Genomic DNA, 21,904 nt, shown 5'->3' with positions numbered 1-21,904 from the left:
ACGATCACCGTTCGTGTTCCGTGGATCGCCCGGCCCGGGCGCCGCGCAGGCGCAGCCGGGCCGTCCCGACCGCGTACCCCCACGAGGTCCAGGCCAGGCCTGTGACGATCGCCCCCGCCCTGCCGAGGCCCGACGGGTCGCCCCGCAGCGCGTCCCGCACGCCGCGCAGCGCCCCGAGCGGCAGCACCTTCATCGCGTGGGCGCGCTCGCTGGACAGCCCGTCGCCCGCGCCCACGCTGTGCGCCACCAGCGCCTTGGACAGCCCCTCGGCGTAGCAGCGGGAGCGGAAGTAGCGGAACGTGGCCCGGGCGGCGGGCACCCGGTGGCCGATCACGGCCCCGGGCTCGAACATCATGACCGACCCCGGCCTGCGCTGGGAGAGCCTGATGCAGAACTCGGTCTCCTCACAGCCCAGCGGACGGCTCTTACGGCCCTGGACGCTGCGGCCGATGCCGGTGTGGAACCCGCCGACGTCGCCCACGACGTGCTTGCGGAAGGCCGCGTTGCCCCCCATCACGTTGCGGATGGCCTTGCGCTCGGCGGGCAGGCCGCGATACGTGCAGCCGATGGTCCAGTCGAACTCCTCGGGGAACCATCGCGGCCTGCGGCCGGTATCCCACAGCGGCCGGGTCAGGCCGCCGACTCCCACGACGGCCGGATCCTGCGACATCGCCTCCTCGAACGCCGCGAGCCAGCCGGGATCGGCCACCGCGTCGTCGTCGAGGAACGCCACGACGTCGCCGGAGGCGGTCGCCGCCCCGGTGTTCTTGCCGCCGGACAGTCCCTTGGCGTGGTTGTTCTCCACGACGATCGCGTCGGCGTACTCCCGCTTGAGCCTGAGGTGCAGGTCGGGGTTGTAGTCGACGACGAGGATCAGTTCGTGCGGCGGGCGGGTCTGGCCGCGCACCGACTCGACGGCGGCCCTGATGTCGTCCCACCGGTCTTCCGTGTAGACACAGATGACGACGGAGATGTTCATCGCCGTTATGCCGCGCCCTGGTCGGCGGCCGGCTGGGCCGACGGGGCCGGCGCGGGCTGCAGCGCGGGACGCCGCCACTCGCGCATGATCGTCTTGAGCACCCGCCACCCGTCGCGGACCACGCGCAGGTTGCTCTCGCCGTGGATGCGGCACCGCTCGTGGCTCGGCACCTCGTGCACGCGCAGACCCGCCTTGGCCGCCCGGATGTTCAGGACGGTCTCGACCTCGAACCCCTCGCAGTCGAGGTCGAGGACCTCGAGGTGGCGCGCCCAGAACGCGTTGTAGCCGTAGCACAGGTCGGTGTACCGGGTTCCGTAGATCCAGTTCACCAGCGAGCGCAGGACGCTGTTGCCGAGGCGCCGGCTGAAGGTCAGGTCGTCGCTGCCCCCGCCGCTCGCGTACCGGGAGCCCTTCACGAAGTCGGCGCCGGTGACCAGCGCGCCGACGAACTGGATGATCTCGCGGCCGTCGGTCGAGCCGTCGGCGTCGATCATCACAATGATGTCCCCGGTGCACTCGGCGAAGCCCGTGCGCAGGGCGTCCCCCTTGCCCTTGCCGCGCTGCTGGACGACGCGCAGGTTCGGGCGCAGGCGGCGGGCCACCGCGACGGTGTCGTCGGTGGAGTTGCCGTCCACGAGGACGATCTCGTGGACCCAGTGCGGCAGCGTGGCGAAGACGTGCGGAAGGTTCTCCGCCTCGTTCATGGCCGGGACGACCACGCTGACCGTGGGAGATATGGCCAGGTGCGGGGTCACCGGCGTGAAACGCTCCACTGCCGGCAAGGGCCTCAGGGGGTGCACCTGAGGTTTCCCGTTGTGCTTGGTGATCTCGGGACTCATTTTGAGGGATGTCCTTCCGGGCGGTCTGACATCGGCGGCGACTGCCAATAGGACCGGCGCGACTGGACGGAGAGGGTGCTCTCCGCCCCGGTCATAGATAGGGATCAGCTCTGGCGAGGGGGGAACGCCTGTCAGCGCGCCCCCGAGGGTTCCTTTTCGACTGCTGCGGGGTGGAGGGATGTGCGGACCCGTCCGAACCCCTTCAGCAGGCGATCGGCCAGCCGGTAGAGCGACGGGCGATCGACGACGATGCTGCGTGCCTTGTTCACCGGCGTCCGGCCCATCCAGTGAACGGCCGCGGTCGCCGAGGGCCGGGCGACCCTGCCTTCGGTGACGTGGATCGTGCCGTTCTTCAGCCAGCCTTTGTACTCTCTGCCACCCTTGCCCATGTCGACCTGGCCCAGGCCGTGAGAGGCGGCCTGCTCCGCCATGTGCAAGTGGTGCATTATCCCGGGGGAGTACCGGGCGAATTCGGGGTCGTAGGCGGGGAACCATCCGACCAGCGTGGTGGGGGTGCGCAGCCCGAAGTGCCCGGCGACGGGGGTGTCGCCGGCGTAGAGCATGGTGAGGACGCCCGCGAACGCCGGGGAGTCGCAGGCGTGCATCTCTTCGAGCAGCTCGACGATCCACGGCTGGGCGAAACGGTCGACCCGGCCCGTCCTGCGGTACTGGTCGGACTTCCATCCGGTCAGGACGCGCATGGCGGCCGGGTCGGTGGCGCCCCACTCCAGGTGGACCACGCCGTGCTCGCGGGCGAGCTTGCGTTCCTTGTAGCGGACCGTCTTGTAGTTCTTCGGGGAGTTGGCGCGGACGTACTCGATGTACGCGTCGTAGCCCTTGGTGAGGTCCATCAACGGCACGGGCCTCACCGCCGACTCATGCGGCGCCCACGTGCGCTGGCCGGCCACCATGTGGTCGAAATTGAAGACCGACAGGCCGCAGGCCCGCAGCAGATGACGGGCGGGCACGTCCAGGTCGGGTTCGGCGATCAGCCCGTGGCAGGTGGTCAGCCAGCTCCCGAGGGGCTTGCCGATGCCGAAGGCGTGCCGCTCGAACGGGAGGTACCCCACCACCTTGCCCTGGTCCTCGATCACCGCGACGCGGACGTAGGGACGGAGCCGGCCGAGGGCCAGGGTGAACTCGACCGAGAGGAACGGGTTGTCCAGGGAGGGGGACGCGCTCTGCAGATCGCGCCACCGGGCGAGCTCCGACCGTCCGAGCTCTCCGGGCCGGATGACCGTCACGTTCACCTTGACCCGGCCCCCTGTTCTGTGTGCGCACTGCCGTTCCCCCGGTACAGCGACCGAAGCACCCACATGAACCCACCGAGGACGGCGACGGTGGCCACTCCCGCGCGAGGAGACCACGCGTCGAACATCAGCATGGCTTCGGCTAAGAGAACGTTTATAACGAGACTTGCCGCGGCGCCCACCGTTAGAGCCGCGAGAGGGTCACGATCACGCAACAGTCCCACGACCGACGCACCCGGCACCACCAAAAGGAACAAAGCAGTGAGAACCGGGCGTGCTGGGGTCTGGATGTCGGCGAGCGCGATCACCGCCCCCGCGGCGCACGCGAGCACCAGCACCCATCTGAGCACCGCCCTGTTCGTACGCATGTCTCCTGGCTCCGCTGGTCAAGGCCGACTGAAAGACGCGGTTGATCGCTGCTCTCATAGGACCAACGACGCTACGCGACCGTCAATGCCGACGCCCTAACCTGGTCACTGGTTTACAGCGCCGAAGGCAAGAAGCGTTGTGTGATCGACCACGCCACCTCCACTGCTCTCCTGATGCCCTTGAGGCTATCGGGATGTTGGGGGCTGGGGTGCTTTTACAACCGTACCGTTGGTACGCCCCAAAGGTGGATTCAGGGTGGGATCAGGGTGGGATCAGTCCGGCCTCCCGGACGACTCCTCGGGCGGCGCGCCGGTCGGGGACGGCTCGGCGGTCGGCGTCTGGTCCGGCGGCGGATCGGACGCCGGAGGCATGTCCTGTCCCTCCCAGGAGACGGTGCACGACGCCCCGCCCGCGGCCGAGCTCAGCGTCACCGTCCCCTGCCCGGCCTGGGCGGGGTCGGTGGCCGAGACCGACAGCCGGGCCTTGACACCGGACGCCAGCACACCGTTCGCGGGCGACACCGCGAGCCCCCCGCCCGCGGACGCCCGCCAGGAGACGGCGCCACCGCGGGCCGAGACGAGGATCACACCCGCGCCCGCGTCGAGCCCCTTCGGGCAGGAGACGACGAGCTTGGCCGGGGACCCCGGCGGACGGCGCGTCGGAGAGCGCGAGGCGGGGGTCCTCGGCGCGGTCGACGACGCCGCCGGGGCCTGCGCCGCGCTGGACGACGAGCGCACGGCCTCCGGCTTCGGGCTCGCCGCGCGCGAGGGCTCCGCGGACGGGGCGGCGTCCGTCGGCTCGGGGGCGTAGCTGATCTGGAGCTCCTGCGGGGTACGGCTCGGGAAACGCAGGGTCTGGGGCACCCCCTGCCGGTGGCTCGCGTCCTGGCCGGTCACGACGACCATCGCGCCGGTCGCGAGCAGTGCGCAGGCGATCGTGGCGAAGACGGGGGTCCTGCGCGAGTTCCTGCGCGCCGTCCCGCCCCCGCGCCGCCGCGCGCGCCCATTCCCGCGGCTCGGCGCCTCCTCCCGCGCCCCGGCGAGGGCGTACCGGGCGGTGTCCCTGGGGCTCTCGCCCGCCCGCGACCCGTGTCTGGGGGCGTCGGCGTGAAGGGGCGGCGGGGGAACGATGCGCGGGGCGCGCGTGCCGTGCCGGGGCGTCTCGTCGTGCGCCGCGAACCCGTGCGCGGGCGTGCCCGGCTGGTCGACATGCTTCACATGGTTCGCTGAGTCCGCGGTACGCCGGCCGGCCCTCGGCGCCTTGGCGCGGCGGTCGCTCCCGACCGGCGGGAAGCCGTTCTTGTCGAGGACGCCCGCCGCCGGCGTGATCGCCGCGCGGACCGCGTCCCGCTCCGTCCGCGCGCAGGTCTCGGCGACCCGGCGGCGCAGGGACAGCGGCGGGAAGGCGACCGGGATGGTGTCGAGCAGGCGCTCGGCCGACACCCGGCGGTGGCGGCCCTCGGTGCACTCCTTGCAGCCGGTGATGTGCCGGACGAGCCGCCGCCGCAGCGGCTGCGGCAGGGGGCCGTCGATGGAGTCGAGCATGGCCGACAGGTCCGGGCAGTGGGCCCGGCCGGTCCGCGCGAGGATCACCGCGGCGGCGGCGTTCTCCAGATGGTCGGTGGCCCGGGCGAGCTTCGCGGCGATCTGGCGCGAGGTCAGTCCCGTGACGGCGCAGACCTCGGAGGTGCTCAGCCCGTGCCGGACGGCGAGGAACAGCACCTCACGCTCTTTCTGCCCCAGTTCGCCCAGGGATTCGCGCACGATGGCCGCGAGCTCCGGATCGTCCTCGTCCCCGGCGAGGCCGTCGAGCGCCGTCCCGTGGGGCGGGGTGCGCCCCTGGCGTGCCGTGCACTGGTAGCGCGTCAGCGCGTACAGCCAGGCGCGCAACCGGACGGGCTCGCGCAGCGCGCCGGCGCGGCCGTGGGCCGTGACGAACGCGTCGTGCACCGCGCTCGCGGCGGCGTCGGGGTCGTCGAGCAGTGAACTGGCATAGTCGTTGAGTCGGTCGGCGTAGCTGTCATAAAGGCCGTCCACCGCGCGGCTTTCCGCACGGCGAAGGGCCTCCGCCAGCCGTTGGTCGTCGGTCCGGCCGACGCTCGGCCATCCGGGCACGAATATTCCTCCCCGCAGGACGGGAACCTGGCTCTTGGTCGCACATGCACGCGAGAATCTCTCCTGCCCGCGCCAGTCCCCACACGCGTAGGACGCCCATTCTCCCTGAGGGGTTCACCCGGAATTGCTTGATAATCAGCGGGTATGACCTGGGAAAACAGGGTCTCAAGGGATTGCTGTAACTGGTGGTACGTGGGTGTGCGGGTGAGGCGGCGACCGGCGACGCGCGGCGCGGCGTCCGGTGGCGAGGCGCGCTCACCGAGCGCCCAGAGGAGCGGGAGGACCCTGAGCACCTGGAGGTTTCAGGAAACACAGAGGAAGTCGAGCACATCGAGAACTAATAGAACACACAAAAAAAGGAAATGCCCGGCTCCTGTGCACCTGAATGCCGGAACCGGGCGGTCCGTAAATTAACTGCCGTCCGTAATCCCCCTACTGCTGCTGGCCGCCGCCGTTGCAGTTGGGGGCGCACAGGCGGCGGGAGATGCCCTCCAGGAACACCTTGCGGATCTCCAGGGCGTTGCGCGGGAAGAACGCCTGCCCCTGCGTCGCCTGGGCGATCGCCTGCATCTGCTTGCGGCCCGCCGCGTCGTTCGCGCCGAGCGCGACGATGATGATGCTGATCGGCTGCGTCTCGTCGAACTCGGCGCGCAGCTTCTTCAGGATCTCGCTGTTGGAGATGCCGCCGTCGGGGTCGTCGTTGCCGACGCCGTCGGTGAACACCAGGATCGTGTTGATCTTGTCGGCCTCGTACTCGGCCCTCATCTTGTCGTAGGCGGCGGCGAGCGTGTCGTTGAGCCCGGTGTCACCGGTCGCCTTGGCCTTCATCCGCGCGAACGACTGGATCAGGACGTCCCGGCGCGTGACACCATTGATCTTGGCGCTCAGCGGGCCGACGGGCACCGCCTCGCGGTAGTCGACGCCCTTGCCGTTCAGGTTCGTGGAGAAGATCCAGGTGCCGGCCTCGGTCTTGTCCGGGAACAGCTTCAGCCCCTCGATCGCGGTCTGCCCGATGAGCTGCATGCGCGTGACGGGTGCGCCGACCGCCGGCAGCGCCATCGTGCCCGAGATGTCCATCAGGGCGAGCAGACGGCCGCCGAGTTTGAGCCGGGACCACGCCTGCGACAGCTTGGCCACCGAGGCCGCGTCCGGGATCTTGATGTTGCGCGGCGTCGCGGGGTTCAGCCCGTTGGCCTGGCTGATCTCGCCGCCGCCCTTGCCGTCCGGCGTGCGGAAGCCGTACTCGCGGATCGTCTTCTTGGCGCTCGCGCTCTCCAGCGCGGCCGCGAACTTCTCGGCGGCGTCGCGGGCGGCCTGCTCCTTGGCGGTCACGACGACCGGGTAGTCCAGGCTGATCGTGCCCTCGGCCGGGTACAGCGCGACGACCGACGACGGCTTGTTCTTGGTGTTGAACGACCACACGCCCTGCTCGGACGCGATGCCGATCGGCGCGCGGGCCGAGTGCTTGGCCATGGTGGCGAACATGTTCGCCGGGCTGCTCACCGCGCTCTCGGAGAGCTGCCGCAGCACGCCCACGAGCTGATCTTCGCCGGAGCCCGCCGCCTTCAGCACGCCCGCGCCGGCCAGGATCGCGCCGAGGCCGGCCGCGTTGAGCGTCGGGTCCAGGGGCAGGATGCGGACGTTACGGCCGATGCCGTCCGGGGTGGCCGCGTTGGCGGCCGACATCAGGCCGCTCCAGCTCGGCTCGCCGAACGCGTTCTTCAGCTTCTCGACGACGGGCTTGGGCGCCGCGAGCACCACGGGGGAGCGGGCCACCGAGCCGGCCGGCGCGGGGACGCCCTCGCCCTTGGACGAGGCGCGCAACTTGGACACCCAGAGGCTGGAGTCGGGGATCCACACGTCGGCGTCGAGCTTGCCGCTCCTCGCGCCGGAGTTCGCGATGGAGTTGGCGACGTCGGCGGGGTCGGCGTCCGACACCGTGACCGCGACGCCGCCGCCGCAGTCGGCGGGCGTCTTGGGCGACTTGTTGAAGCTCGCCGCGATCTTGGCGATGGCGGGCTCGATGTCGGGGGAGGCCACCACCCGCAGGGAGGTCGTCTTGCCCGCGGCGGCCTGGCCGTCGGCGCAGGTCTTGTCCCGGCTCATGATGACGTACGCGGCGACGCCCAGCAGCACCGCCAGCGCGACGGCGCCCGCTAGCGGCACCAGTACCTTGCCCCGGCTCGCCCGGCGGCGGCCCGACGGCTCGTGATAAGGGTTGTAGCCGCCCTCAAGCTCGTCTGTGCGGTGGCGTCCGCCCACGTTGTCCTCTTAGGGTGTTCGATCTTTTCCCGGTCTCGGCGCGCTAGCAGCGACCATATAGCGAGAGCCGGGGTAATGCTCACGGAACCATAGCGTTCGGGACTAATTGGGCAAAACCGATCACTTGCAGCAGTGATTACGGTACGTATCCGTAACCGGCGACTATGAAGACATAAATGCGATACATCTTGACTTGGCGGAAACGCGATGTAACGTGTCTCCCGGGATCACACGTGCGCCGGACGGGGCCGGCGCGACAGGCCGGGGGTAGGGCTCATGTCAACGATGATCGAACCCAGCGAGGCCCAGCCCCTCGCCGCCCACCCCTGCCCCCCTCACACCGCCCCGGCCCCCTCCAGCGCGCCCGCCCAGACCACGACCACCGACACCGCCCGCCCCCACCACCCCCAGGCGGCGTTCCGCGACGGTCCGCAGGACAACGTGTGCGGTGAGGCGCGTCCTGACCTTCTGATGATGCGGCTGGCGAGCGCCCGATGCCCCGACGAGGTGCGGCGGGCGCTCAGGAGCTGCGCGTGCGTGCGGGAGGTCGTGGTCTCCGGGAGCGACTGCCGGGCCCTGGCCGACCCCGGCACCGCGCCCCGCGTGGCCGACGCGCTACGGGCCGAGGGCCTGCCGCTCGCCGTGGTGGTGCTTCAGTGGGGACAGCAGTGGCCGCGCCAGGTGTTGCCACCCTCGCGCACGGCGACCACCGCCAGCGCCAGCGCGACGGCCGGATCGACCCACCACCAGCCCAGCGACGTCGCCGCCTGGCCCGCTAAGACGCCGCCCGCCATCAGGGCGCACAACAGGTTCTGGCTGCCCTCGCCCGTGGTGGCCGCCGAGCCCAGCCGGGCGCCGAGCCGGCGTTTGGCCAGCCCGAGCACCGGCATGCTCACCAGGCTGATCGTGGTCACGACGGCGCCGAGCGCCGTGGGCGCCGCCCGCTCACCCGCCACCACGTCGTAGACCACGTGCAGCACCAGGTAGGGCGCGAGGATCCAGAAGCTGACCGCCACGGCCTTGCGCGCGTGATGCTCGGCCTCGGGGGAGCCGAGCCGCGACCCGGTGAAACGCCAGACCACGATGAGCCCCGCCAGCGCCTCGCCCAGGGACGACCAGCCCCAGCCGATCAGCGCGACCGAATGGGCCGACAGGCCCGCCGCGAGCCCGAGCGTGCTCTCGACGCCGAGCCATGCCAGCGTCACCAGCGAGAGCGCCCTCGCCCGGCGCGCGTCGCGCACCCATGACTCCGGAAGGGCGGCGGGACGCGCGTCTGTACCAAGATCTGGCACCATGGCCCCCGATCGTTGAGAAGCCGTTGCAAACGCGCTCCGTAGCCTATCGGTTACCGGATGTGCCGAACCGGCCCCGCGTGAAAGCTGTGGACAACCGCCGCTTATCCACAGGCGCCCACGAGCGAGGAGAGTCCCGTGCCGTTCACCCCGAGCCACGTCGCCGCGGTGATCCCCCTGATCTCCTCCACACGGGTGCGCCGGGTGCTGGACCCGTGGGCGCTCGCCGTGGGGTCGATGGTCCCCGACCTGCCGATGTTCCTGCCTTACCTCGACGCCTACACCCGCTGGCACTCGCCGATCGGCATCGTCACCGACGACGTCGCGGCGACGTTCGTGCTGCTCGCCCTCTTCTCGCTGGTGTTCCGCGACCCGCTCACCGCCCTGCTGCCGCGCCCGATGGCCGCGCGGGTCGCCGCCCTGCCGGGCCCGTCCTGGCGCCGGTTCCCCGCCATCGCCCTCGGCGCCGCGGCCGGCGCGGCCACCCACGTGGCCTGGGACTCCTTCACCCACGAATGGGGCGCCGCGTTCTGGGGCTGGCACTGGATGACCGCCCCCGTGTTCGGCTGGGTCCCCGGCTACCGGCTGGCGCAGTACATATGCTCGGTCCTCGGCCTGGCCGTGATCGCCTGGTGGGCCGCACGAAGCCTGCGCTCACAAGGAACGCCTTCGATACCGCGCTCTTCTGGAACGATCCCGGTGCCGCCGCGCTCCCCTGAACCGCTCCTGGCGCCGCCGGGATCATCTGACAGGGTCGCCGTGCCGTCGGGATCATCTGACGTGGTCACCGTATCGCCTGGATCGCCCCGGTCGGTCGCCGCGCCGCTGCGATCCCCCGGGACGGCCACCCTGCCGCCGCGCCTCGCGATGCCGGAGAAACTACGCTGGGGAGTTCTCGCCTGCACCGGCATCGGCGCGTGCTGCGCGGCCGCCGGCTGGCCCCTCGTCGACCCGCCGAACCCGGCCTTCGGCTGGGCACACGTCGTCACCAGGATCGGCGTCGGCCTGGTGATCGGCTTCTGCGCCGTCCTCACCGCGTACGCCACCCTCTGGCACCTCACCCGCGCCCTCCGCGCGCCCCGCGCCTGAGCCCACCACAAGCCGGGCCCGCAGTCCTTGGAGATGGGCCTCGCCAGTGCTCGGGCTGTGTTTTCCAGGAGCCTCCGGCCCCGAGGGGTACCCCCTCGGACTCCCCATCCCCTTACTCGTGAGCGTCGTCACAGGGAGGGAATCGCGCCCGCCGAACGCCTGCGCCTGGCGCCGGTAGCCTTGCTCGACCGCTGGGCTGGTGAAACATCCGAAAAGAACCAGGGCCCCGTCCGATGGACGAGGCCCACGCCCACCCATCGAAATGGATGGGGCAACTGAGGCAAGTAAACCGCTCCCGGTCCGTGTCCGTCAACTAACTCAAAGTCACAGAGTCGGGGTGGCGTGCTCCGCTGTACGCCATGCTGCGGCAGATCACGCGAACCACACGCCTGCGCCGTACCTGAGCCAACCAGGAAGAGTCGCGCCCGCAGTCCTTGGAGATGGGCCTCGCGGAGCTCGGCTGTGTTTTCCGGGGGGCCCGGCCCCGAGGGGTGTCCCCTCGGGCTCCCCCATCTCGCATTCGCGACCTGGAACATCAGGTGCATTGCCGAGGCGTGCACGAGCAACAGGACCAGACGCCTGGAAACCGGGAGGATACTTGCGAGATGAGCGCAGGCATGGACAATCCCCTGGATTCGGTTCAGGAGTTGACTTTTGGCCGTGTGCTCTATCAAGTGCATTACCTGAGCAGGAAATGTGCAAAGCGGATGAATCGCAGCAGCGGTGGCCTGCTGGCCTTTGTAGATTCGCGAAATGGTTGGACGTGCTTGACGGGCCATCGTCCACCGGTCGGGCTCCAAGCTGGGCTGCGCGTTCGTACCCCTCCGAGTCAGGAGACGACTATGGCGCTACGGTTCTACGGAAAAGGCGGCAGTCACAACGACAGTTGCCCATCGGTGCACAGCGATGATGCGGATGGCAGCCTCGTGATCGTAGGCTCCCATGTCACGGACCCCCAAGTACTCGCGAAGATCCAGGAAGTCAGCCACATCGACCCTCACGAGGTGGCCATCCGGGTACCGAAGGAGCTGAAGAAGATCCTCTGGGAGGCATGTGGTGGCTATGATCCAAGTTTTGGGTGAGTTGTTCGCGAAGACTCAGCGCTTGGTCACGCACCTTGAGCTTCGGGACACCTACGGCACCTCACACCCGGACTTTCAGGACTGGGCGGCAGGCGTCCCCGTTCAGGAGATAGTGCGGCGAGGACGCCTGGACCCATGGAACGATCTCGTCAGGTCCCATGTGGACCGGGGCGTGATCTTCCGTCGAGCGAGGATCATCTCGACGCCGCCGAGTGACTACATCCGCTTCGAGCACGCCATCACGCCGTACTCCAACCTGGTAGGCGGCGAGCTGGTCCGATGGCTGGACCGGTCGCGGGCGAGGGACATCGCCGTCTCGCCCTGCGACTTCTGGCAGTTCGACGATCACCTGGTGTGCTGGGTATACCAGACCGGTGATGGGGAGAAAGCCGGCCACGAGTTGTCGGACGACCCTCGCGAGGTCAAGCTGTGCTCCGCCGCGTTCGAGGCCGTGTGGGATCGTGCGATCGACCATGAGAAGTTCGCACTGCCCGCCTGACATGCCCGCCCTACGTGTCCACGTCACCGTCTTCTTCCGCCCAGCAAGCCCGTCAGGCCATTGCCGATCGGCTGCGTGAACTGCTTCGCGACTCCGGTCTGACCTCCCGGGCCGTGGCTCGGCAGGCCGGGTGGGAGGAGTCCAAGTGCTCTCGGCTTATCAATGGGCGTACCTCGCCCAGCGACAGCGACATCCGCACGTGGTGCCAGATCACGGGGCATCCCGAGGAGATCCCGAACCTGATCGCGGCCTCTCGCAACGCCGAGAACGCCTACGTTGAATGGCGCCGCGTCCAGCGGAGTCAGCAGCGTATGCAGAACTTGGGGCTGTCGCTGTTCGAGAACAGCCGCCTGTACCGCATCTACTCCTCCAACCTCGTGCCCTGGCCCTTACAGGTGCCCGCCTACATGCGGGCCATCATGACGCGCTTCTCGGAGTTCCATGAGGCGCGGGCCCCTGACATCGAGGAGGCGGTGAAGGCGCGTGTCGCGCGCCGGCGCTACCTGGAAGACGGCACCCGTCGTTGCGTCATGGTGATCGAGGAGGCGGTGCTGCGGGACCGTCCGTTTCCTGATGGCGTGATGCGCGAGCAGTTGAACTATTTGCTGGTCGGCATGCGCCAGGCGAACATATCGCTAGGAATTATCCCTAATGGGGCATCGCGGAAACAGAAGCTCACCGAGAGCTTCCTGATCTACGGAGATACCACGGTCGTGATAGAGCTGGTCTCGGCCATGGTGAACCTCACTCAGCCGCGTGATATCGCGCTTTACGTCAAGTGCTTCGACGAACTGCGCACCGACGCGCTCTATGGTCCCAAGGCGAGAGCGCTGATCGAGACCGCGATCAAGGCGCTGGGCTGAATAGGCGTGCAAACTCACACACATTCGTTGAGCACCGCGAACGCCTACCTCCACTGTCGGTGACATGGCGGTCACCCACTGCAAGTGGTGTGACGCCTCCTCCATTAGACGAAACTCCGAGAAAGGAACGTGATGGAGAGTCCGACGATCCGGCCCTGGGGTCTGAGCCGGATGACCGAACGTCTTCCGCCCGCCCCGCTCCCATACGCGACGACATCGTTCGATCCCACCAGTCAGCTCACGCTCTTCTACGACGCGCAGGGCGCGATCGTGGACATGGGCAAAGACGGCACCAGCAGGTCGTTCGTCACCGCCACGGTGTCGAAAGGCGGCGGCCAGGACGGGTCGAGCGGAGCTTCTCAGGTGGCGGACGACTCCAACAACGACTCCGCGTCGGACTAGAGCGATGCGGCCCGCGCAGGACTGCGTGCTGGTGATCACATCGAAGGAGGACGTCACCGCCAATCTGGTCATCGAAGCTCTGAACGAGCGTCGCGTGCTGGTCGCCCGTGTCGATCCCGCTGATATCGGGCCCGATTTGTTGTTCAGCGCCCAGATAGGCACGGTGAAGACGCAGTGGTCTGGACGGTTGCGCACGAGGAGCCGTGACATCGCTCTGGAGCGGGTGCGCGGGGTGTACTTCCGCCGCCCGTCCCCATGGCGGTTCACGGAGCTGGAGCCACAGGCGTGTGACTTTGCTCTGGCCGAAGCTCGCCACGGCCTGAGCGGGCTGCTCGCCAACCTGCCGAACTGCCGCTACGTCAATCATCCCGCCAACATCACCACCAGCGACTTCAAACCCGCACAGTTGCAGGTGGCCGCACAGGTGGGGTTCACGGTGCCCGCTACGTTGATCTCGAACGATCTGGACGCGATCAAAAAGTTCGTCGTTGAACGCGGGCCTGTCGTCTACAAATCGTTCAGAGGCGCGCCGCCCACGCCCGAGGGGCATGTCGCAGCGATTTGGACGCAGCGGATCGCGGAGCAGGATCTGGACGACTCGGTGTCGGTGACCGCCCACCTGTTTCAGCAGGAGGTGGACAAGGTCGCCGACGCCAGGGTGACCGTGATCGGCAGGCGTGTGTTCGCCAGCAGGATCACTACACCTGACGGCGCGCTCGACTGGCGTATGGGTGACTGGGATGAGCTGGCGTACGACCCTGTTGACGTGCCCGAGCAGATCAAGAACGGTCTCTTCGCGTATCTCGACCACTTCGGGCTGGCGTTCGGCTGTTTCGACTTCGCGCTCGAAGCCGTCAAAGGCGGCGAGCGAGAAGGCTGGACCTTTATCGAGTGCAACCCCAACGGGCAATGGGGCTGGCTGCCCGACTCCGACGCGATGGCGTACGCCTTCGCCGAGGTCCTACTGAAAGGATGGTGGCCGTGACCGATACGGCCGGACTCCGCGGCGCGCTGGCGGACAGCATCGGTTCTCCCGGCTGGCGTCAGGCGTTGGAGGCGACGCCGCGTGAGCTGTTCCTGGGCGACGCCGTTTACCGGGCCGACCAGAGTCGTGGTGATCTCTGGACACCTGTCCGCCGCGCCGAGGTCGGTGAGGACGAGTGGCTGGCCCTGGTCTACGCCGACGCGACCGTGGTGACCCAGGTCGGGGGAGTCATGGCCGAGCAGGCGAGCGGTGTCGTGAGAGGATCGCCCACCTCTTCCTCCACCTTGCCCAGTCTGGTGGTGCTGATGTTGGAGGCCGCCCAGATCGCCGAGGGTGACAAGGTGCTGGAAATCGGTACCGGCACCGGGTACTCGACATCGTTGATGTGCCATCGGCTCGGCCAGGAGGCCGTCACCTCGATCGAGTACGACCAGGAGGTCGCCGCTCGCGCGGGGAAGGCGATCGCCGAGGCCGGATACACGCCGACTCTCGTGGTGGGTGATGGCCTGCACGGTTACGACGAGAACGCCGAATACGACCGGATCATCGCGACCTGTTCGGTGAGGACCATCCCTCCGGCGTGGATGTGGCAGGTACGCGCCAGCGGGACCATCACCGCGCCGATGTGGGGCTGGATGGGCGGGGTCGCCTTCGCCCACCTCGCGATGGCCGACGACGGCACCGCCAGCGGGCGCTTCCTGGAGGACGACCTCTACTTCATGACCGCCCGATCGCATCTGCCGCCGCTGCGACCGCCCATCGTGACCGGGATCGGAGACGCCAGAGAGAGCAGGATCGACCCAGCGGTCCTCGACGAGGAGACGGCCGTGTTCGTCGCCCAGCTCGCCGCCCCGGCCGCACAGTGGGCGAAAGGTGAGGACCTGACGATCCTGCTGGACGTCGGCACAGGGTCACGGGCTGACGTGAGGCCGGATCCCAATGGCGGGTGGACGGTGCACCAGCACGGGCCGGTCCGGCTGTGGGACGACGTAGAGGAGGCCATCCTGACCTGGGATGGCGCTGGACGTCCCCACCAGTCCCTGTTCGGCCTCACCGTCTCAAGAGATCGCCAGTATGTCTGGCTCGGCGAACCGGACGGCCCGGCCTGGAACCTGCCCGCCTGACTCACCACGAGCTTTCCGGCAGGCGTCACCATGACAGGCGTCGGCCTGATGGTCGGCTTGTGCGCCGTACCAGCCCTGTTCGCCGTGCTTTGGCAGGTCGGGCGCGTAGCGTGCCTAAGCTCATCAAGGAAGATCACGCGGCCCTCATGCTTGCGCTGTATCTGAGCCCACCATGACGAGCCGCGGCCGCAGCCCTTGGAAACTGGGCCTCGCCAGGGCTCGGGCTGTGTTTTCCAGGGGCCTCCGGCCCCGAGGGGGTGTCCCCCTCGGACTCCCCCATCTGGTGAGCTGGGCGACGAACAAGGCCGTGTCGTCGTTCAAGAGCGCCGGGTGGATCCTGCTCGCGCTCACGTCACCGGTCCCCATGGTCATGACGACCCGTGGCGGTGGCGTGTGCGGCCGGGCGATCACAAAGTACACGTCGTCGCTGACGAAGTGTGCGCTTGCTGTGCCGTCCTCCGTGGCCGTCAGATGCGCGCACGAGGCACTGCCTACGGTTGGCATGAGGCGGCAAGGAATGGCTCGGTCTCCGGAAACTGAGAACCCCGGCGGAGAGGACGGGGGCCGTGTTGATCGTCGGTTCTGGAGTTCGGCGATCACGTCGGCGATGAGGCGGCGTGCTTTGTCCTTACCCTCCGGTGAGGAACACCCTCCAGGGGCTGAGCGGCCGGCCCATCACGCGATACCTCCAACATGGCCGAACAGCGCCCCTACCCCAGCGACCTGTCCGACGCCCGCTGGGAACTCATTGAACCCGTGCTGACCGCAGCCATGATCCAGGTGGAGATGATCGACCTCATGAGCCACCGCCTCACCGGCGAATCCACCCCAATCTGGCGAGACACCTAAACCCGAACCAGACAGAACCCACAGGATTAAACGTCCACTCAGACCGGCTTCATCCTCGAACCGCCGTAACGCCAGCCCTTCAACCTCAGTTACTACCGGGACCCCACAAGTGGCGAAAGGTACAGAAGTGCGGGCCGGTGGGGACGGAAGTGGTGTCTGGTGAGAGAGGGACAGCGCAGCGGGATGATCTTAGGCTTCGGGAGGGCAGGCGCCTGCCGAGACAGTGCGGGATAGTTAAGAACGGGACGCCGCGATGAAGCTGCAGGATTTCAATACCCCGGGCACGTACACGGTCACTGTGCCGCCGGGGTCGAGTGCGCTCGTGGAGGCCTGGGGCGGCGGTGGGGGCGGCGGCGGAGGCGGTGCCGGGAACGTCTTCAATGCCCCGGTGGCCTGGGGCGGCGCGGGCGGCGGCGGCGGTTCGGGCGGGTATGTGCGCGCCATCGTGATCGCCTCGCCCGCCGACGGCATCCTCACGATCACCGTCGGGGCAGCCGGCGCAGGTGGTGCCTCAGCTCCGGCCAACCTCGCGAATGCCGCCGGGCAGGCCGGGCAACCCGGCACCAACGGCGGGGACAGCACCGTCAGCACTGGCGGCGCGATCGTTGTGGCCGCGCGCGGCGGAGGTGGCGGAAAGGCCGGGGCCGGTGGAGCCACCGGAGGAGTGTCGGGCGCCAACGGCCTGGGTGGCGCCGGCGGCGGCGGCGTGTTCCCGGCCGACAGCGGGCTGACCCGCAACGGTGGCACCGGAGCGAGCGGAGCCAACGGCTCCATCGGCACTCCCAAGGGAGGAGCGGGGGCGAGCAGCTATATCGCCAGCGGCCCGCTGCCGTCCCCTCCCCCCACCGGCGGCTCCGGCGGCGGTCCCGTCCAGGGCGCCGGCGCCGACGTCGTGGCCAGCACAGCCGGTCAGCACGGCTGCGTCGTGCTGACGGTGCTCGACAGCCCCACCGCCGCCCCTGCCGGGGCGCCCTCCTACACCGGCCAGCAGCTCACTCCCTTGGCGGAGAACGCGTTCGGCCAGACCATCAACAGCCAGAACAGCTACGCCACCGCGTCCTGCACCGGCGGCACCCTCACCCTCCAGGTCGTCCTCCGCCAGACCAACCAACCCGGCAAAACCTTCCATCTGGTCTACAAGCTGGACGGCTCGGACTTTGTCTGGACCGGCGTGAACCTGACCACAGACACCAACGGCAGTGGCACCGCCGCCCTCACCGTCCCCGGCCTCACCCCCGGAACCCACCGCCTCGTCCTCTGGATCAACGACACCCCTCAACCCGGAAAGACCTACTACGTCAACTCCGGCTTCCAGGCCAACCCGATCACCTTCACCTGCTGACCACACCCGCTGGAGGTGGCGTGGCTTCCTAAGTGGACGTTTAATCCTGTGGGTTCTGTCTGGTTCGGGGTGTGGATGTGGCCTGCGTGAAGGAAGAAACCCCCGGCGGTTGAGGGCCGGGGGTTTTGGGGCGGGGAGCTAGAAGTCGAACTCGCCTTTTTTGGCGCCGTCGATGAAGGCGTCCCATTCGCCGGGGGTGAAGATGTGGACGGGGCCCTTGCCGTGGTCCTTGGTGTCGCGGAGGGCTACATGTCCGCCGGACAGGGGCGCGACCTCAACGCAGTTGCCGCCGTTGGCACCGGTCTTGGTGGCGGTTCGCCACGCAGCGGTGGCCAACTCGTCGCTCAGCTCATCCTTGAGGGTCATACGTCACTTTCATCTCTCGTATCACTTGCTCGGATACGTGTAGTGGATGTGCCCATGCACGAATTGCGTCGTACTGGAGCATAATCGAATGCACCTCATCGGCGCGATCGGTCACCTGGCCGTTGAGGGGGGTGTCCAGGCATGCGGCGTCTCGTTCGCCGGCTACCTGTGCAAGAGCGAAGCCTCCTAGCAGGCCGATCGTCGCTCCGATGCTAATGGGTACGACCTGAACCGAGATGCGTGGACGGGTCATCAGCTCAAGCAGGTGCTCCAACTGATGGTTCATCACTTCCCGGCCACCCACGGGCCGATGGAGCACGCCCTCGTCGATCACGACGGCGAGCATGGGCGGGACCGATCGATTCAGGATCTGCTGTCGCTGGGTGCGAGCCGCGAGCAGATCATCGACTTCCTTATCTGAAATGCCCGGTTGAGTCTGGAACACCGCGCGGGCGTAGTCAGGGGTCTGAAGAAGTCCTGGGATGAGGAGGGGTTCCCACAGTCGTAGGGAGCGAGCCTCTGCCTCGATCTTGGTCCAGGGGCGGAACCAGCGGGGCGTGGTCTTCGCGCATTCGGCGAACAGAGGCTGGAGCTTTCCGTTGGCGTTGAGGGCGGCTTCGCAGCGGAGGACCAGATCCTCCTTGGGGGCGCGCTCGGCGCGTTCCACGAAGCCGACCAGGGCCGCCGAGAACTGGATTCTTTTGGCCAGATCGTTCTGTGACCACCCGAGGGCTTCTCTCAGTCGCCGGATCTCTTCGCCGAGACGCGCTTCCGGCGTGTCCGTCATATCCCTTTTCTTGCGAGGTATCGGGGGGCTCCTCTCTTCGCTACACCTGTAGTCGCATCTATCAAATCTGTAGCAACCAAAGTGTCAGCCTGATGTAGCCGCTTTTCTGTGGTCCAACTTAAACCCCGGCGTGCACGCTTGTGGCCCGAACGGGCAGCAAATACAAGTGACGCGCCGTTGGAGTTCCAACCGAGTGCATATTGGACCGACGGCGCAAAACAGTCAGATGGGAAAGGCGTATGCGCGTGACCCCCTATCAGGTGTCCCTTATCGGCGAGATGGAGTTGCCTCGCGACCGCCGTTCCCCGAGGGCCGCGAGAGCGGCCGTGGGTGCGTGGCTCGGAGAGGACCACCCCGCCGGTTACAACGCTCGCCTCGTCGTCTCCGAGCTGGTCACGAACTCGGTTCTCTATGCGGACGGCTCCAGCGCGGTCCGGCTCCGCCTCTACGACTTCGGCCGCCACATCCGGGTGGAGGTGGAGGACTCGGGGATCCGGTGCGCGATTCCGTTGCTCGGCGTCCCTCAGAGCGACGTCGAGAACCCGGCCAAAGAAGGGGGAAGGGGGCTTTTCATCGTGGAATCCGTCTCGGACTGCTGGGGAATCGAGATCCTCCGAGATCCCGCCGGCTGCATCGTGTGGTCCCACATCCCACTACAGGAGTGATCGGAGCGGGTAGTCGGCTTACCGGCTCAGTGCGCCTCCTTTCGTCCGGGGCCCGTACGTGCCGTTTGGTGATTCGGGTGGGTCGTACGCTAGTCACGTGGCTGAGCTGATCGAGGTGGAGGATGCCGGGGATCCTCGGCTGGGTGACTACGTGCGACTGCGGGACGTCGAGTTGCGCAAGAGCCTGGAGGTCGAGCGGGGGCTGTTCATCGCCGAGGGGGAGAAGGTCATCAGGCGGGCCGTCGCGACCGGGTATCCGGTCAGGTCGGTGCTCACCACCTGCCGCTGGCTTCCCGGGCTCGCGGACGTCCTCGGCGGCGCGCGTGTCTACCTGGTTCCCGACGACGTGATGGCGGGCATCGCGGGTTTCGCCGTTCACCGCGGGGCCCTCGCGTCCATGGCCCGGGTGGAGCTTCCTACGGTGAAGGCCCTGCTCACAGGGGAGCGCGCGGGCGGCGGACGGGACCTGGTGGCGGGTTCAGGCCCTGCGGAGTCCGTGGCGGGTTCCGATCGTACGGCGCCCGTGGCGGTGGGTTCCGGCCGTACGGACTCAGACGGGACACCTCGTCGGGTTCTGGTGCTGGAGGATTTGGTCGATCACGGTAACGTCGGCGCGATCTTCCGGTGTGCCGCCGCGCTCGGGGTCGAGGCGGTGATCTTGTCGCCGCGGTGCGCCGACCCGTTGTACCGCAGGTCGGTGAAGGTGTCCATGGGCGCGGTGTTCGCCGTCCCGTACGCGCGCATGACGAACTGGCATGCCGGACTGGCCGAGCTGCGCGAGCTGGGATTCCGCACGCTCGCCCTGACGCCGGACCAGACCGCGACGCCGATCGGCGAAGCCGTCACGGGGGCGCGGGTGGCCCTGCTGCTCGGCTCGGAGGGCGACGGGCTGTCGTCGCGGTGGCTGCGCGAGGCGGACGAACCCGTCTGCATCCCCATGAGCCCGCAGGCCATGGGCCTCGGCGTCGATTCCCTCAACGTGGTCGCGGCGGCGGCCATAGCCTGCCACGGCCTGATGCGCGACCTCCCCGCCTAGTTCCCTCCTGGCGGTGTGATCGTGAGCGTGCGCTGGGTCGGTCGCCGTGTGGGGTTCGCCGTACATCGTCCCGCCGACGCGGCGCCGATGGAGTGGCGACCCGGCAGCCGAGAGGGGAGTGTCGCGGCGGGTGGGAAGTGTCGCGGCGGGTGGGAAGTGGGCGTGGTGAACGGCTCCGCTCCTCGGCACGGGCTTCAATCCTCCTTTCGTCGACTGTCGACGGAATCGTGTCGGCGATCGTTCCCTCTAACGGTTGTGTCGGCGCCCCTGTCCGCACGGCCCGTCGAACGGCGTGCGCCGCTCGCGGACGCCGAGGTCGGCGGCCGGTGGATGGGCTCTGCGGCCTTTCCTGGTTCGCGTCACCACGCGCAGACGATCCCGTTATCCTCGCGATCATGGCTTTTCAGTCCTATTCAGTAGAATCTCCGAGTCAGGAGATCCCCGAGGCGCCGCAGCCCGCGGCTGCGCGGCCCTCGGAAGAGGAGTCGCAGGAGCAGGGCGACACTGGTGTGCTCTACCTGCTCGAAAAGGTCGGCTCCGTCGTAGTCCCGCTCGGCGTGACGCTGTACGCGCTGCTCTACATGGGCTACCAGGGCATGTACGCGGTTTTCGGCATCACCCCCGAGCAGGCGGGCATCGACCAGTCCGTGCTGCTCGGCCGGCTCCTGGGGACGATCCTGCCCCTGCTCATCCTCGCGGCGATCGTCATCGGGGTCATCATCAGCCTGGGCTGGCTGTTCAACCTGATCACCCGTGGTCTCGTGCGCCGGGCGGTGCAGCGGATCAGGCGGCAGCCGTGGATCGTCGCCGTCATCGCCGCGGCGTGGGCGGGCGCGTCCTATCTGGGGTGGATGTACTTCAGGATCGCCCTGGACGCCGCCGACCCCACCGCGAAGGTGCCGGTCAAGGCAGGAGACGTGATCATCGCGGCCGGGGTCGGCGTGCTGGCGTACGTCGTGCCCTTCCGGCTGCTGCGCCGCAAGCCGATCGGCCGGGCGGGGCTGAAGGTGCTCGTCGGGGCGCTCACCGGGATCGGTCTCGGCTACGTCCTCATGATCCAGATGATCTACGGTTCGATCGAGGTGCTGCAGAAGGGCGAATCCACCGTGGTCCTGGACGCGGTCGGCTTCCAGACGCAGTGGGCCAAACTCCAGGACAACGACGGCAAGCCCCTGTACGACAGCCGCTGGATGATGGTGCTCGGCGAGCACGAGGGCGGGTACGCGATCTACGACTGCGACAAGGCGCAGACGTTCCGCAAGTTCTCCGAGAGCACGATCTTGAGCGAGGTCCAGATGTTCTCCCCCGACCGGGAGAAGGGCTTCACCTGCGGCAGCCTCGCCGAGTAGGGCGTCACGCGCCTGCCCGGGCCGAGCGCCGGTCAGCCGATGTAGGCGCTGTTCGGCCTCCCCGCGCAGGTTCGCCGCCATGTAGAGCTGGAACTTCAGCACCACCGGCTCGTACACCAGCAGGAGCTGCCGGTGCCCGGCCAGGGCCACGGGCGCGACGTGGAATCGCCGGTGGCAATCGTTCTCGGCCAGCGGGTCGCCCCTCTCGGTCGCCGACGCCATGCCGTCCAGCGCGTCGGCCATCGCCGTCAGATCGGGACGACCCGCGCAGCCGGGGACGATACGACCAGGCCACGCGCCGTTGGACAAACTTTCTCAGGCATCACAGGCACGCCGCGCGCCGGCCAAGGTTCACCGGCGC

At 68.4% G+C, this 21,904-nt stretch carries 22 protein-coding genes and 1 pseudogene; 12 read left to right on the top strand and 11 right to left on the bottom strand.

Annotation, left to right across the window (positions count from 1 at the left end; all coding sequences use genetic code 11):
* Nucleotides 1–4 precede the first annotated feature (4 nt).
* The 8 genes from AB0M95_RS30325 to AB0M95_RS30290 all read right to left on the bottom strand — a co-directional run bounded on the left by AB0M95_RS30325 (nt 5) and on the right by AB0M95_RS30290 (nt 9,054).
* Nucleotides 5–979 (bottom strand): glycosyltransferase family 2 protein, encoded by a 975-nt coding sequence (locus tag AB0M95_RS30325; RefSeq protein WP_363771776.1) that lies wholly within the window; start codon nt 977–979, stop codon nt 5–7.
* 5 nt (nt 980–984) lie between these two features.
* Entirely contained in the window at nt 985–1,818 is an 834-nt protein-coding gene (locus AB0M95_RS30320; protein WP_358512777.1) for a glycosyltransferase family 2 protein, read from the bottom strand.
* A gap of 131 nt (nt 1,819–1,949) precedes the next feature.
* Nucleotides 1,950–3,062, bottom strand: a complete 1,113-nt coding sequence (locus AB0M95_RS30315) for a GNAT family N-acetyltransferase (protein WP_363771773.1) — start codon at nt 3,060–3,062, stop codon at nt 1,950–1,952.
* A gap of 2 nt (nt 3,063–3,064) precedes the next feature.
* Nucleotides 3,065–3,436 carry a hypothetical protein gene (locus AB0M95_RS30310; protein ID WP_363771770.1) on the bottom strand — a complete coding sequence of 124 codons (372 nt, stop codon included), beginning with the start codon at nt 3,434–3,436 and terminating at the stop codon, nt 3,065–3,067.
* A 273-nt stretch (nt 3,437–3,709) separates the two neighbouring features.
* Nucleotides 3,710–5,551 carry a hypothetical protein gene (locus tag AB0M95_RS30305; RefSeq protein ID WP_363771767.1) on the bottom strand — a complete coding sequence of 614 codons (1,842 nt, stop codon included), beginning with the start codon at nt 5,549–5,551 and terminating at the stop codon, nt 3,710–3,712.
* 432 nt (nt 5,552–5,983) lie between these two features.
* A complete protein-coding gene (locus AB0M95_RS30300) occupies nt 5,984–7,813 on the bottom strand; it encodes a substrate-binding and VWA domain-containing protein (RefSeq protein ID WP_363771764.1) in 1,830 nt (609 codons plus the stop codon).
* A 335-nt stretch (nt 7,814–8,148) separates the two neighbouring features.
* A complete protein-coding gene (locus tag AB0M95_RS30295; RefSeq protein WP_363771761.1) occupies nt 8,149–8,406 on the bottom strand; it encodes a hypothetical protein in 258 nt (85 codons plus the stop codon).
* Between the two features lie 60 nt (nt 8,407–8,466).
* Complete coding sequence (locus tag AB0M95_RS30290) at nt 8,467–9,054, bottom strand: cation transporter (RefSeq protein ID WP_363771758.1); 588 nt, start codon at nt 9,052–9,054, stop codon at nt 8,467–8,469.
* A gap of 189 nt (nt 9,055–9,243) precedes the next feature.
* On the opposite strand from AB0M95_RS30290, the gene AB0M95_RS30285 reads away from it, so the two are divergent.
* The 9 genes from AB0M95_RS30285 to AB0M95_RS30245 all read left to right on the top strand — a co-directional run bounded on the left by AB0M95_RS30285 (nt 9,244) and on the right by AB0M95_RS30245 (nt 17,340).
* A complete protein-coding gene (locus AB0M95_RS30285; protein ID WP_363771755.1) occupies nt 9,244–10,194 on the top strand; it encodes a DUF4184 family protein in 951 nt (316 codons plus the stop codon).
* A 605-nt stretch (nt 10,195–10,799) separates the two neighbouring features.
* Nucleotides 10,800–11,276 carry a hypothetical protein gene (locus tag AB0M95_RS30280; RefSeq protein ID WP_363771752.1) on the top strand — a complete coding sequence of 159 codons (477 nt, stop codon included), beginning with the start codon at nt 10,800–10,802 and terminating at the stop codon, nt 11,274–11,276.
* A complete protein-coding gene (locus AB0M95_RS30275; protein WP_363771749.1) occupies nt 11,269–11,775 on the top strand; it encodes a DUF6879 family protein in 507 nt (168 codons plus the stop codon). Before AB0M95_RS30280 ends, AB0M95_RS30275 begins: the two co-directional genes overlap by 8 nt.
* Nucleotides 11,776–11,789: 14 nt before the next feature.
* On the top strand, nt 11,790–12,638 hold the full coding sequence (locus tag AB0M95_RS30270; protein WP_363771746.1) for a helix-turn-helix transcriptional regulator: 849 nt from the start codon (nt 11,790–11,792) through the stop codon (nt 12,636–12,638).
* Nucleotides 12,639–12,770: 132 nt separating this feature from the next.
* Nucleotides 12,771–13,040, top strand: coding sequence for a putative ATP-grasp-modified RiPP (gene tgmA, locus AB0M95_RS30265; RefSeq protein ID WP_363771743.1), 270 nt, complete (start codon nt 12,771–12,773; stop codon nt 13,038–13,040).
* Between the two features lie 4 nt (nt 13,041–13,044).
* Nucleotides 13,045–14,025 carry an ATP-grasp ribosomal peptide maturase gene (tgmB, locus tag AB0M95_RS30260; RefSeq protein ID WP_363771740.1) on the top strand — a complete coding sequence of 327 codons (981 nt, stop codon included), beginning with the start codon at nt 13,045–13,047 and terminating at the stop codon, nt 14,023–14,025.
* Nucleotides 14,022–15,149 (top strand): ATP-grasp peptide maturase system methyltransferase, encoded by a 1,128-nt coding sequence (tgmC, locus tag AB0M95_RS30255; protein WP_363771737.1) that lies wholly within the window; start codon nt 14,022–14,024, stop codon nt 15,147–15,149. The genes tgmB and tgmC overlap by 4 nt, the downstream gene beginning before the upstream one ends.
* 693 nt (nt 15,150–15,842) lie before the next feature.
* Nucleotides 15,843–15,998 (top strand): hypothetical protein, encoded by a 156-nt coding sequence (locus AB0M95_RS30250; protein WP_363771849.1) that lies wholly within the window; start codon nt 15,843–15,845, stop codon nt 15,996–15,998.
* Nucleotides 15,999–16,251: 253 nt separating this feature from the next.
* Nucleotides 16,252–17,340 (top strand): hypothetical protein, encoded by a 1,089-nt coding sequence (locus AB0M95_RS30245; RefSeq protein ID WP_363771734.1) that lies wholly within the window; start codon nt 16,252–16,254, stop codon nt 17,338–17,340.
* Between the two features lie 138 nt (nt 17,341–17,478).
* Here the strand turns inward: AB0M95_RS30245 and AB0M95_RS30240 are convergent, their stop codons facing one another.
* Together AB0M95_RS30240 and AB0M95_RS30235 are read right to left on the bottom strand one after the other, a co-directional pair.
* A complete protein-coding gene (locus AB0M95_RS30240) occupies nt 17,479–17,706 on the bottom strand; it encodes a DUF397 domain-containing protein (protein WP_363771731.1) in 228 nt (75 codons plus the stop codon).
* The gene (locus AB0M95_RS30235) at nt 17,690–18,493 is read right to left on the bottom strand and encodes a helix-turn-helix transcriptional regulator (protein WP_363771728.1); all 804 of its coding nucleotides are present in this window, start codon (nt 18,491–18,493) and stop codon (nt 17,690–17,692) included. Before AB0M95_RS30235 ends, AB0M95_RS30240 begins: the two co-directional genes overlap by 17 nt.
* A 245-nt stretch (nt 18,494–18,738) precedes the next feature.
* On the opposite strand from AB0M95_RS30235, the gene AB0M95_RS30230 reads away from it, so the two are divergent.
* From AB0M95_RS30230 to AB0M95_RS30220, 3 genes are all read left to right on the top strand, one after another.
* The gene (locus AB0M95_RS30230) at nt 18,739–19,158 is read left to right on the top strand and encodes an ATP-binding protein (RefSeq protein ID WP_363771726.1); all 420 of its coding nucleotides are present in this window, start codon (nt 18,739–18,741) and stop codon (nt 19,156–19,158) included.
* A 97-nt stretch (nt 19,159–19,255) separates the two neighbouring features.
* The gene (locus tag AB0M95_RS30225) at nt 19,256–20,194 is read left to right on the top strand and encodes an RNA methyltransferase (protein ID WP_363771723.1); all 939 of its coding nucleotides are present in this window, start codon (nt 19,256–19,258) and stop codon (nt 20,192–20,194) included.
* A gap of 395 nt (nt 20,195–20,589) precedes the next feature.
* Complete coding sequence (locus AB0M95_RS30220) at nt 20,590–21,543, top strand: hypothetical protein (RefSeq protein ID WP_363771720.1); 954 nt, start codon at nt 20,590–20,592, stop codon at nt 21,541–21,543.
* A 63-nt stretch (nt 21,544–21,606) separates the two neighbouring features.
* Here AB0M95_RS30220 and AB0M95_RS30215 read toward each other — a convergent pair.
* Nucleotides 21,607–21,852, bottom strand: a pseudogene (locus tag AB0M95_RS30215) (FCD domain-containing protein); the annotation flags it as partial.
* Nucleotides 21,853–21,904: the final 52 nt, after the last annotated feature.

The organism is Sphaerisporangium sp. NPDC051017, from assembly GCF_040683095.1.
GTDB lineage: Bacteria > Actinomycetota > Actinomycetes > Streptosporangiales > Streptosporangiaceae > Sphaerisporangium.
Note: the sequence above shows the minus strand (reverse complement) of the source record. Positions and strands in the feature narration are given on the sequence as shown.